Genomic DNA, 12,859 nt, shown 5'->3' with positions numbered 1-12,859 from the left:
CATCCTTTCCATCGAATAATGACATAACTATTATTCAGATCCAAAGCATTTTCCTACAATCAGCTATGCTTTTTCTTGTAATAGAATGCACCTCCACCTACTGCTGCTAACAACATCACAATTATTACTATCGGAGCCGCACTTCCACCGGAAGCATTATCTTGTTCTTCTTTATCATCCATCTTTTGCTGGTTACCTGTTTCTTCCAAATGATCATTCTGCACATTACTCTGCTTTTCTATTTCAGAATACTTAGCAACCAAAACTAAATCCGTGTCTTCGGTCACTTCAAATGTGCTATCCATTATGAGCTTCCCGTCTTTCATCCATCCTTCAAACTTAATATCTTCAGATGTTTCAGGGACAGGAAGATCTATTATAGCTCCATACTCAACTTCCAAAGTGTCGATTACTTTACCATCTTCATCCTCAAAGAGAATGCTATTTTTCTTAACCCTCCACGTCGGGCTAAGTATTTTATTTCCGTTGAATGTAATCTGACTTATAACATCCTCATAAATTGTGCCTTCCTCGTCGCTATAACCAGCAAATTCATATCCTTCTCGCTTTGGAATTGGCAGTTTGACATCCTTATCACCCCTCTTGGCAAGTATCTTCTGGAAGTTATCTGTTCCCTGCCCTTTAAAAGATATAGTTGTATAAACAGAGTTCTCGATGTCTATGGTGAATGAATACTTATTACCAATCCTATTAACTACAGTAACTTCATATTCTCCATCATTTGACCATGTCTCTGGTATCTCCTGTCCAGCCTCATAAGCGTCTGGAATAACCCCTTGCTCATCCTTGTTCCAAATTATAACCATGTTATATGGATCCAGTTGGTCTTGTATGTCTTTTATAGAAAATGCGTCCGCATTGATTACTATTCCAGCATCATCCTGCGATAGTACAGCAGTTTTTTCCTGCTCTCCCTCAAAGTATGAAACTTCAACTCTAGCAGTATTTGTTCCCTTCGCAAAATAAACAGCTTCGTATGAACGAGCATCTCCATATATTGTTTCTTCTGTAATTGTGACCTTTCCAGTTGCACATCCCTGCTTCTCAAGCTGATCCGCAACACTCGTTCCATAAGCTATCGGGAATTCTTTTCCGCTAGCGTCAGTTATTTTTACTGAATATGAATCCGCGCCATATTTATCCTTAACAAATTTGAAAGGCTCATACTCTGGTTCAGTTTTAACTTTTCCTCCATCATTCTGATATGCGTATGGCTTGTTGTTTATAATTGGTAAAGCGTCTTCTATTTCCATTTTTTCTCTTTGACCTTTACCCTTTGGGAATACCATAATACTCTGTTCCAGATGTAATGCCTCAAGATCATCTGTTTTTTCCTTAGGATCCAGAGTTATATATGTATCTATCGATGACGGATCAATATAGAGTTTTTCTATTGTAGCATCCGCGCTCTGCTGATATGCCTCAGTAAGTTCCCACAGAGAATCGTATTTCTTTTTGTGTGTAGAATCTTCAGCACTAGCATATAAATATGAGCCATCACTCTGCTTTTCTACAGTTCCACCTTCGCGCTCATAAGCAAATAAAACAGCATCTTCTTTAGTCGCAAATACCTCTGTAAATCTCCTATTACCAAGACTACGAAATGAAATACCATAATAAATGTGATGGATTCCGCTGATACTCTTTCTTTCCCACTCTGCAAGACTTTCATAATTGCATTGAGGCCCAGGAGCTGTTCCCTCCTCAATTATGTAAAAGTGGAACATTATGGTCTTGTTATCTCCAGACGGACTGTTAGTCTTATAGGTTGGATTATTACTTAATGTAACAACGTATTCGCCAGGCTCTGTAAGTGTGCTGGTTTTTGCTGTACGGCTCGCACTGATCTCTTCTTGTTTTTTGGTTCTTAGATTTTCAATTGTTCCATACAAAGGCTGGTAATTGTCGTTAACCTTCAAAAAGGAATATTTTGTCTTTCCTCCTTCATATACCGGATATTTCACGGTTTTATCATAGATACGCTTTCCATCTATAAAACCATTTCCAAAATATGTTTTCATGCACTCGTCTTTTGACATAGCATCAACATACAAAGTAACATCCTTTGTTGATCCAACAGCACTATTTAATCTGATATCATATCTACCAGTTTCTTTGTATTCTTGATTTTTACTAGATTCAATGACCTCTCCATTCTTTTTAACAGTGTATTTGACTGTCGGATTAAGTGATGTGTCAATTGTAAATCCAGTAACGGTAACCGCGCCAGTATCCATAGTTTCAGCAGTTTTGTACATCTGCAAGTCTATGTTGGAATCTTCTCCATATATTTCATCTACTTTTCCTTCTGCAGACAGATTATGAAACGTTATGGAATCAAGTTCATCACTACATAAATAGAATTCATATTTTTCTAGACAACGCTTTTTTTCCTTACCATCAATTTTCTTGATTTCATAGGCATACCAGACCCTTATATATACACCATTCAAAACATCTTTTCCGGCAGGTGAATAGACAAGAACATCACCAAGACCAGCATAGTTATTGCCATAATCCGTAGTATGTAATCCTGATGCATATCTTTCATTTTCAATCTGTTTCCAGTTCTTACCATCTGAGGATTTTTGAACTATCAATGCCCCTGATCCCATAGTACCAGTATGAACATCTGCTATATTCTGCTTATCCTTTTTCCCCCATTCATCGCTAACAATTTCCCATCCGGTAGATTTAACCTCTTTATTGCTCTTTAATGCCATAAAAAGATTTACTTCGTTACCGGTTATACCATACGCCTGATAATTGTTTACTGTACCGGTTTTTATGGTTGTCCCTGATTTTTGTGTAACTTTTAGTGAGGTTATGGCAGCGGAAGCAACCTCATTTTGCTGCACATAACCTGACTTTTCTGGATTTTCATATTTTTTACCATTCACATTGTAGGTAGATAAGCCTCCCTTGACAGTAACAGTATTTGTAAAAGAATCCCCAAGTGGTGATGTAATACTAATCGTATAAGTCCCAGGTTGAACAAAATTATCTTTTGATTTGGCAGTCTGCTGTGTCCCGTTATCCTTCTTCACAGATACTGATGCATTTGCTCCATTTAGATCTATAAAAAAGCCTTCTTCCACACTCGCGTTATCTGATAATCGGGATCTATCTTTAAGGTTATAAATAATCAAAGGATTTTCAGCATAAGTAATATAGAAAATATGCTCCTCTGCACAACACTTAACCTCAATATCATAGTCAGTCTTACCAAACCATCCTTCATGAGGATTCACCTCTCTGAACAATTCATATAGAACAACAACCCTATAATATGTGCCATTCTTCCTGTCTGAATCTGTTGTTTTGTATATTTCAGAAAGATTAATCTTTTTATCTGAAAAAACGTTTCTTACTGGATCGCATGCATCTACCCATGTTTTTCCATCGTTTGATTTCTGAATAACTATAGTTCCATCCCCAATTTTCTTTGAAAGTTTAATATCTCCTGCCGTTTTTGCGTCCGACCCCCAGTACATCCATCTACCATGATCTGTAATCTCATATTCTTCAGGATTACATGAATATCCAAAGGTCACATCTCCACTTGCGGCATAAGCTTGTGTTTCCTTATAATTTGACTCACGAGTAATTGCTCCCTTTATGTAAAACGTTCCAATATTTTTGCCGTAAGTGACATCGCTAACAACAGCATTTTTTGTCATGCTGAAGGTATCTCCATTTTCATAAATTACTCTAGTAGGATAGTATTTCGTATCGCCAGCATAGCTTTTTATCCCTGCATCATATGAAAATGCAAATAAAATAGCAATTATCAGTCCTATTAAGGCTCCTATTGTTCTAAAAGAATTATTCTTCATATACTCATCCTCTTAGTTAAGGCCATACCACGGCATTTTAACTATAATTTATAATTCAAGTTTACCATTTACCGATAAACAATATATAAACAGTAAATAAAAAGAGTTTTATTTTATAACTATTCCCAATAAAAGTGGAGCTGTCGCCAGCTCCTTTATATAGCAACTGGCTGACTTACAAAAGTCCCTATAGCTTTGTGTCGCCGGATTGCTCCGGTTTTACCTAAATATTTACGCCAAAACTATTCCAGCAAAGAGATCGCCCATACAGAAGCTCAGATGTTCAGTCTCCTCATTCCTTGCAGTCTGATAGAACTCATTGAGCTCATAATCAGGATTCTGATCCAGCTTAGCAAAGAGAAGTGCTGTGTTATATGCATCTGCCAGGCCATCATGTGCTCTGCCTTCCGGGATGATATCCGATGCAATAAGTGCTTCTTCCAGTTTGTAAGCATTCTTTCTGCCCATCTTCTGTCCGAAGGTCTTCTGGCAGTCTTTCCAGTTAGCAAAGATAATCTCAAGGCGCTCGTCCTCAATGCCCTTGGCTACTACTTCATGAACAATCTGCTTAGGATCCGAATTGCTCCAAGATACACATCTAACATCATCATATGGCAACCAATCAAGGAACATCTCAAGAGCTTCGGCAAAAGAAGGAGCTGTCATAACATCCGCCTGTGATATTCCGGTCATATTCTCAATAAACCAGTCAATGTGACCATACTCAGGTCTTACATAAGTATTGAATTCATCTACAATCTCATAATCCTCATCAAGAAGAACTGCTCCGATCTGAATTGTCTCCTGGCACCACTTGTAACCGAACTTCTTATATCCCTTAGGAACTTTACACATCTCAAGATCTATGACCGCGTACTTCATTATAGCCTCCTGACTCTAAAATAGCTTTTCATTTCGGTTTGCTGTATCTGATGATACTATCCTATCAATTAAGAAGGGTTATAATCCGGACTGCTTGAAACGCCCATAAGAACGCCCATAATTACTGACATTGAACACATTGTGCTCTTTTTGAGTAAAAAAATTGGAGCTGATTGCCAGCTCCTATGATGATTGCAACTGGCTAACTCTTTTGAGTCCCTATAGCTTTGTGTCGCCGGATCGCTCCGGTTTTACCTTTGTATTGATTTTTCGTCCTAATGATATTTGTTGATAAGCCTATTCTAATCTATAGCCCCAATACAATACATAATATTATTGGCAACTTTCATAATGTTATCTTTCTGATTTTGGTGAAATAAAACGTTTGAAAAAAGTGATAAAAGAAGCGTCTGTCAAAACACACATAGGAATAATGATACGATTGATCTTCTCCATGTAGTTAACTGAGGTTCTCCTTCATTCATAAGAAAACGAGGAGCTGCCAAATTCTTGGATCAACTCCTCGTTCTGCATTATATGGATCATCCCAAACACTATGCCATAGCTGCAACATACTGGTTATAAGCAGCTTCAGAATACTTATCTATCGATTCCACAACCGCCTCTTTTTCTTCTTTAGTAAGCGAAGATGTTAAAAACGTGTTTGTATCTTCCAATTGTTGCTTCTGCTGCAAGAGCATAAGCTCATGCATATTTACAGTATCAATTGCTTCTCTGAATGAAAGCTTCTCCACTAAAAACACATGCTCATATATTTTCTTCAATAGGGCTTCATCATCAAGGCTATCATACAAACTTGCATAATGTCCTTGTATAGCGGGAACTTTTTCTTTTTCCGCATAGTATGCCTTAGTATACTCTTCTAAAACCATAGTATAAGCCGGAAGCAAATGGATAATAATTCGCATTATATCCATTAACGGAAATGAATCATCTTTAGCATTCTCTACCAGCTTCAAAATAAAAGGATTCAATTGAGCAAGAAGATCTTCATATACATGCAAAGGGACACGTTCCTTGTCTGCTATTTTCTGACTAAGGTTAAGAATTTTTAGTGCAAGCTCATTATATTGTTCAGTCATCTTACTCTTTTCAATGTTAGTAAGCTTCTCTATCCCTTGTGTTACAGTCTGAAGATCATTCTTAATCTCGTTCAACTGCATCGATAAATATGCTATTCCAGCAGCGGTTGTAACAATGCTAATTCCCGTCATTGCAACATTTAGAAAAGAAACAGCTTTAACAACATTAGTTGCTTTGGCTAGGCTTGTCACACTATCAGAAATATTATCGATTGAATTAGTGAACAGCGACAATTTACTATCTATACTATTGGTTGCATTTCTGAGATCTGCTAACCCTTTTCTTATTTTTTTTGCATCAATGTGTTCCGACGCTTTCTCTAATGCCTTCTCTAAAACCTTTTCAGAAGTATCGCTCGGGAGGCTGCATTTTACCATCGATTTAAACCTTGCATTTTTCTGTCTTAAGACAATTTCAGCCAGACCTTTTTCTTTTATAGCTTTTGCAAGCGCTTTATCTACAATGATTTCAATTGTTTCGGTGCTCATATATTATTCCTCAAACTCTCCCATATCCTGCAGAATTGCAGCCAATCTAATAATACTTACAAAAACGAAATACTCCACGCGGTATTTCACTTGGTACCCAGATACCTCCTTAGCCAATGGTTTCTTGCTATAGGATCTTTTTATTGCTCTTGGAGCGCCGCCATGCGCAGGATCAAATAAACCGGTTATAATGTCAGCATCTTTTCTACATACAGAAAGAGAAATCTCAGTTGCTCCTTTATAATCCTTTTGGGTTTTATTTGATAAATTGTCTCTCAGAATAGATACAAAAATCGCAAGTGCATCCTCAAGAAGTATATCCTTCCTATCCGTTGATTTAATTGATTCTATAGATGATGCTTCTAGTGCCCGTTCTCTAAATGAAGCCGCAGGAGAAGCCTTTATACATTTCGCCATATCAGTGATATAGTCATTTAATAGTGTTGCATATAATTCAATCGTTCCACCCACGAGCTCAGAATCTGAGCGCAATTCACTTGTTAATCTAAAGAATTCTTCTATAAGATCAATTTTCCTGATATCACTTTCTTTTAAATACTTGTAAGAAATCACATTATACAATTCGTGCTTTACAAAAGAAAAAGCCTCATCATCAAGGCTTTCAATCAGGGAGCTATTATAATTTGACATGAATAAACCTCTCTACAAGAAATACCGTTTTGTAATCTCTATTTTAGCATAAAATGGTCATGCACATTATAGCCACTGTATTTTTGCAGAATTCTAGCATCACCCAATCTCCCACACAACAGTAACAGTATCAGAAACATCAATATCATCCGGCTCGATGTCCATATCAAAGGAGCCACTTCCCTCTGCCAATACTGCATTGCAAATCATATCCCTGTGCATTGGAGAATACTCAAACTGTATCTCTCCCCAAGAATAATCAATGTTCTTGACATTTTTTAAGCTCACGCCTGCAGCCTTTGTAAGAACCTCAGCTTTTGCCTTGGCATCTGCAACAGCCTTGCCAAGAAGTTCATTCTTGGAAGCTTCAGAATCTTTTACTGTATAGCTGAGTCTGAAATCAGGGTGGATGCCCTTAGCATCGGCCAGAGCGTAAAGGATCTTGCCGAGTCTTGCATTGTCGGAATCAAACTCAACCTTAACTACATGCTTGAACTCATACCCTACAAAACGCTCTTTCCAGCTCTTATCTCTGGTCTGATAGCTCTCATATCTGGTATCTACATTGAACATAAGGGTCTTAACATCAGATCTATCAAATCCCTGTTTCTCCAGAATGTCCTTCAGAGCTTCCGTATCCTTTGACGACTGCTCAAGAGTCTTGTCGTACTCCTTATTCTGCCCCTCCAAGGTAATTGTGATTCTTGTCATGTCAGGTCTAACCTTGAGATTGCCCTTACCAGTTACTTTGATTATTCTTTCGTTTGTCATAATTCTTTATCCTCCTTCGCCATCTTAACTATCGCCTTAATCAAATCTTTTCTAAGTAACAAATTCTCGCCCCAAGGATTGATGATGATTCCTGTTTCGCCAACGTCATCTGCAAACCCTTCCAGAAGCTGCTCAATATCCATAACCAACGTGTCTGAAGAAGCTCCCTTTAAATACTCCTGTCTGGATGTGAAAGCCACGGCCCAGATCTCGCCATCATCACCTTCTAAATGCTGAAACTTGAAGGACAATTCTTCCTCTGATGTGAACTCATCGCCAACCTTAGCAGTTTCCGGATTCACCATGTTTACCAGCGCATCCGGTGCAATTACTGGAACTATGAATCTTCCGCCTGCCTTAATTCTCTGGCAGAAAGCGCCGGCAACAACCGCCAGGTTCTCATTAGTTGTTTCTTTTCTGAACTGCTCTATTGATGCCGCTATAACTTCATTCCCCTCAAGAAAAGGATCCACGCTGGAGCCATTCCTTTGCTCATCAAAATCCTTAAGGACCTCCATCATGTCTTCTCCAAGCCTATCGCAGGTATTCTGGATCATTCCTACAGGGATTCCGTAAAAGGCTTCTGCCATTCCGCCTGCAATACAGGTAAGTGTGTCGCAGTCACCACCAAGAGAAACCGCTGTTCTTATCACATCCTCAAAGTACTCGCCTTCAAGAAAAGCTGTGATTGCCTCCGGCACTGTCTTTTGACAGGACTCATCATGGTAGTAACCAGGTCTTATCTCGTCGCAGGTGCGGCTGAGGTCATATCCAAACTCTTTTACCACGTACTCTTTTATCTCTTCCTTGAGAGCGCCGTGCCTTGCCATGAAGATCACGGATGCTGTAGCCTCAGCTCCCTTTATTCCTTCAGGATGATTGTGGCTTACTTCCGCAGTCCATCTGGCCACTTCTCTTGTCTTTTCCAATGTGTCGTAAAACCATCCAACGCTTGATACCCTCATTGCTGAGCCGTTACCGTAGCTGCCATAAGGCTTAGGATTTCTGGAACCAAGCCAGTGTATGAACCTTCCACCATATCCTGAATTAGGATAGCGATTGCCCCACTGCTGCATTTTCTCAACCAGGGCCTTCTTTATCTCTTTTTCCTCTGCATCTATTCCTGCGGTCAGGATCGCGTCCGCAACTGCTATTGTCATAACTGTATCATCCGTGAAACGAACCTTTCTGTTCCACATCTCGAAATCCTTACTCTTATTACCTCTGTCAAATTCATAAGGTGCTCCCACCATATCTCCAAGAATCGCTCCGTACATATCTGCCTCCTATCTGCGTTTTCTTCGCTTACCCTCTTGTTATGAGATAAGTATAGAAAAACAAAAAGGAGAAGTGGTCACTTGGCAGGTGACTTTTACTTCTCCTTGAAAAATCCTTATTTTATGGCTCCTAAGCACTCCTGATTATTCTTGAACAGAACCGTGTTTATCTCCATTATGTTGTACATTCCGTGGCTTATGTAGTACCCGACTATCAGATCGAACTTGCTGCTGGGCGATAGGGCTATCCCCGCTCTTTGCAAAAGATCTGCCGTCTCATCCATAGTCAGCTCAAGGGCAATGGCAAATGCTACTGCCGTCTTCTTGCTTGGCTTATAGTTCTTCTTGGTCTTGATATCGGAAAAGACCTTCTTGGAAATGTTAGCTCTTTTGTAAACCGTAACATCATCCAGCCCGCTCTTATCAATCAGGGAAAAGAGCTTTTCCTGGAAGCTCTGTGCCGGTGCATCCAGAAGTTCATCAAGGCTCATACCTTCAGGGGCCATAGCCATCATAACCGGCTCCATCAGCTTTTCATCCGCTAACACACTATCTTCTCCGGTCTCATCACATCCATCAGCCTCTACAGTATTTATGATGGTATCATCCAGATCAAAGCTAGCCCGGAGCCTTAGGTTTCTTTCTCCGCGTTCACCATATTCCTTGCGGTAGCTGCGCTTTACGTAATTCTCATCAATATATCCCTGAACATCCGAGTAAACCTTGCCAGATAGTTCAAAAGCCTTCCTATCGAAAACGACCAGGATAATTGACATCTCATTTTCAAAAAGGAACTGCTGAATCACAGAAGTTGCTATCTGCAAGGCTTTGTCCTTTGGAAATCCGTAGGCTCCTGTGGCAATAAGGGGAAAAGCGATGCTCTCACACTCTTTTTCCACAGCCAAGTTAAGTGCCTTCTCATAGCAGCTGCGCAGGATATCAAACTCGCCATGTTCTCCATCTTCCCACCTGGGGCCGCTGACATGTATTATGTACTTCGCATCAAGATTAAATGCCGGAGTAACTGCAGCCTCACCGGGTGGAAGTTCTCCTATCTTCTCTCGCTCAGCAAGAAGCTGTTCTCTGCCTGCAGCATTATATATCGCAGTGTCAACACCACCTCCGATAAACACGTCGGGATTTGCAGTGTTTACTATGGCATCCGCTTTTACTTTTGTAATATCATTTCTGATAATTTGAAATGGCATATTTTACCTCATCAATTATCCTTGCACTCGCAGGCGTAATCAAAAACCGGGAACCACTGAAACTCTGAATCTCCCTTTAAATACAACGGATGTCTGGGATTGCCACACCTGGTTGTAGTTCCAAGATAGTACCACTCAGCCTCTTTTATCGTATCCTGTATGTCGTAAAGGGTATTGCCAAGATAATCCCTTGAATCAATGAGATCGCCCCAAGCAGCCCAAACTTTGTCGATGAAGTAGGACTTCTGAAGAGCCTCCAAGACCTTTAGGTTCTTCTCTATGAGATTTTTATCCGCCTTAGCAGGAAGATCGTCAGGGTTAGTTGCCCTGAGAGGATAAAGATTCGCCATGATCCAGCCATCGCAGCAAGGATCCTTTTGAACGAACTTCCTCACTCTTTTGATTGTAGGATCCAGGTTATTCTCTCCTGCAGAAGCTGTGCTGGGATTTACGCCAAACACAAGCATGTTCCTTCTACCAGGCTGTCCCAGGAGGTATCTTTCCTTCTCATCCCCAATATAAAGCCATCCGTATGGAATATCTCCCTGTTTTTCAAGCCATGCCGGAATATCATCCAGCATTCTTTTGTCTATTTTCATGTCATTTCCCCGTTTAAATTTTATCTGAATTTAATACTATTTTCAGTGAAACAATGATACGATAGTTTCACCTCTTGTAAGGATTTTGGGATGTCCTTACATATCATAAGACAAGCCGATGCAAACCGAATTCCGGTTCCCTCGCATCGGCTTGAACTCGTTTTATATTAGTATTCACTCAAAATGGTCGATAGCATGTTTAATCAACCCTTGAATTCCTTAAACTCATATTCGAGAATTTTCCTATAGAGATCTGTTCTTTCATCAATAGAAGCTTTCTTGAATACTTCATATGACTTAAATGGCAGACCAGAATTATTCACATATGACAAAAATCCCGGATTATTCTCATACTTCTGAGGATTTAGCGTCTGTGCCAATATGTTCTGAGAAAAATACTGCTTAACCTTTACATCATATGTTGCATCGCCATAGGAAGCATTGAAACTTTTGGGCAACACTAAGAGGTCCCCAATATTGTTCCTTGCTGTGGCAAAATCGCTCTCATTATCAAACTCATCAGTATGTTGTTCAAAATGATTTGCCCAGATATGCTCCACTTCTATCTCTTTTTTGTTGAGCATATAGTCAGAGGTACCAGATTCCTTTGCCACTATCTCAGTAACAAGAGCAAGCAACACCTTGATCTTTGGCCTGTTCTGCTGATTCAGTCTTGGAGAATTGCCGTCAAGACTGTTTTCATCCATCTGATATGTCTCAAGATAAGCCTTCAAATCTTCAAGTGACATATCCCTTATCTGCTTACATAGTTCATATATTTTTGTTTCCATTTGGTTCTGAGAAATCAACCAATGGTTCCAAATTCTCCATGACAAAACCTTTGTAAGATACTTTGTCACTACTTTTATCTTTTCATTGATTGTATCTGTAGTGTCATTGTAGGAAATTGCCGCCATGATAAGAGCAGGTTGTAGCGTAAATCCATAATCAGAATTAACAATCAGATACAGGTATTCATTAACGTTTCTGTTCTCGATCAGATCCATGATATGGATATATGTCTTGGCAAAGAACATGATTTTATCCATGAAGTCAATATAATCGGATGATGCTTTGAGTCCCAATTCTTCGCTTTCATCACGGACCCACCTATGAAATTCCTTACCAATTTTTACAAAGTCAGAGCCTACATTTTTAGCTGTAGACATATTCTGAGCATAATGTGATCTGAAATATATCTTAAAAAACTCAAACTCAGCCTTAGATTTAGAAGAAAGATTTATTGCGGCAAGGCGCTTTATTATTCCATCGAACTCCTTCATTACCTGATCGCGTTTTTCAACTGCGATATTGGCAAGCATGTAACTGCGTAACATTTCTACCTGTGTAAGAGACAATCCACGGTCATTCATCGTTTCAAAGATGACATAGGCGAAATCATCACTATTAGTCCACACCTTTGAAAACATGACTTTTTCTTTTAGCCAATACATAAAAGGAACAATATTTGTTTCGTTAATATCGTCTGTTCTCCAGCACTCATCTATATCCTGATACCTATCAACGAGATTTCTTACTGAAATTGGATCCGTATCTTTGACGTTATATGTTCCTGTCTCATAAAGCGACAACATACAAGGCTTTCTTTCCTCAATATCAAGGTTAAAAAGCTGCTGTCCAAAATAATCATCATATATAAGTTTGCTGATATCTGCAGGAAAGCCTTTCACAGATCCAAACCTTCGCTGCAAATAAATCAGCAACAGGGTTACGGTAGTTATACGCTGCTGTCCATCTATTATTGCGCTTCGGGTTCCGCCTTTTTCTGATAGTACAATTTCTCCCATGTAATAGGGTGAATACTCGCTAACCTTAGGTAAAGCATCTCCTTCAGTCCAGTTCTTAAGAAATTCAATTGTAAGATCCTCTACCAGATCTTCAATCTGTTTCTTCTCCCACACGTATTCTCTCTGATAGAAATCAACATCAAATTTCTCAAGAAATAACATCTTGATAGGATGCACCTCGCTTTTTACAAATACATTTGTATTATCCATGATC

At 39.4% G+C, this 12,859-nt stretch carries 9 protein-coding genes and 2 riboswitches; all 9 genes read right to left on the bottom strand.

Translation table 11 applies throughout. The features are described 5' to 3' along the window. Positions 1-59: 59 nt before the first annotated feature. Entirely contained in the window at positions 60-3,857 is a 3,798-nt protein-coding gene (locus G613_RS0112595; protein WP_029232972.1) for an InlB B-repeat-containing protein, read from the bottom strand. 158 nt (positions 3,858-4,015) lie between these two features. Then, positions 4,016-4,091: riboswitch (cyclic di-GMP riboswitch) on the bottom strand. Next, positions 4,089-4,739, bottom strand: a complete 651-nt coding sequence (locus G613_RS0112590) for a 3'-5' exonuclease (RefSeq protein ID WP_029232971.1) — start codon at positions 4,737-4,739, stop codon at positions 4,089-4,091. (Overlaps the previous riboswitch by 3 nt.) Before the next feature lie 190 nt (positions 4,740-4,929). Next, positions 4,930-5,005: riboswitch (cyclic di-GMP riboswitch) on the bottom strand. Positions 5,006-5,293: 288 nt separating this feature from the next. Then, on the bottom strand, positions 5,294-6,331 hold the full coding sequence (locus G613_RS0112585) for a hypothetical protein (RefSeq protein WP_029232970.1): 1,038 nt from the start codon (positions 6,329-6,331) through the stop codon (positions 5,294-5,296). Between the two features lie 3 nt (positions 6,332-6,334). After that, positions 6,335-6,982, bottom strand: coding sequence for a hypothetical protein (locus G613_RS0112580; RefSeq protein ID WP_029232969.1), 648 nt, complete (start codon positions 6,980-6,982; stop codon positions 6,335-6,337). 99 nt (positions 6,983-7,081) lie between these two features. Beyond that, on the bottom strand, positions 7,082-7,753 hold the full coding sequence (locus G613_RS0112575) for an SIMPL domain-containing protein (RefSeq protein ID WP_029232968.1): 672 nt from the start codon (positions 7,751-7,753) through the stop codon (positions 7,082-7,084). After that, a complete protein-coding gene (locus tag G613_RS19705) occupies positions 7,750-9,030 on the bottom strand; it encodes an ADP-ribosylglycohydrolase family protein (RefSeq protein ID WP_029232967.1) in 1,281 nt (426 codons plus the stop codon). Before G613_RS19705 ends, G613_RS0112575 begins: the two co-directional genes overlap by 4 nt. A gap of 116 nt (positions 9,031-9,146) precedes the next feature. Then, on the bottom strand, positions 9,147-10,238 hold the full coding sequence (locus G613_RS0112565; protein WP_029232966.1) for a macro domain-containing protein: 1,092 nt from the start codon (positions 10,236-10,238) through the stop codon (positions 9,147-9,149). An 11-nt stretch (positions 10,239-10,249) separates the two neighbouring features. Next, positions 10,250-10,837, bottom strand: a complete 588-nt coding sequence (locus tag G613_RS0112560) for a DUF1643 domain-containing protein (RefSeq protein ID WP_029232965.1) — start codon at positions 10,835-10,837, stop codon at positions 10,250-10,252. A 203-nt stretch (positions 10,838-11,040) separates the two neighbouring features. Then, positions 11,041-12,855 (bottom strand): DUF262 domain-containing protein, encoded by a 1,815-nt coding sequence (locus tag G613_RS0112555; RefSeq protein WP_029232964.1) that lies wholly within the window; start codon positions 12,853-12,855, stop codon positions 11,041-11,043. Positions 12,856-12,859 lie beyond the last annotated feature (4 nt).

It is taken from the genome of Butyrivibrio sp. VCB2006 (assembly GCF_000420945.1).
GTDB lineage: Bacteria > Bacillota > Clostridia > Lachnospirales > Lachnospiraceae > Butyrivibrio.
The sequence above is the reverse complement of the archived record's forward strand: the minus strand, read 5'-3'. Positions and strand labels throughout refer to the sequence as shown.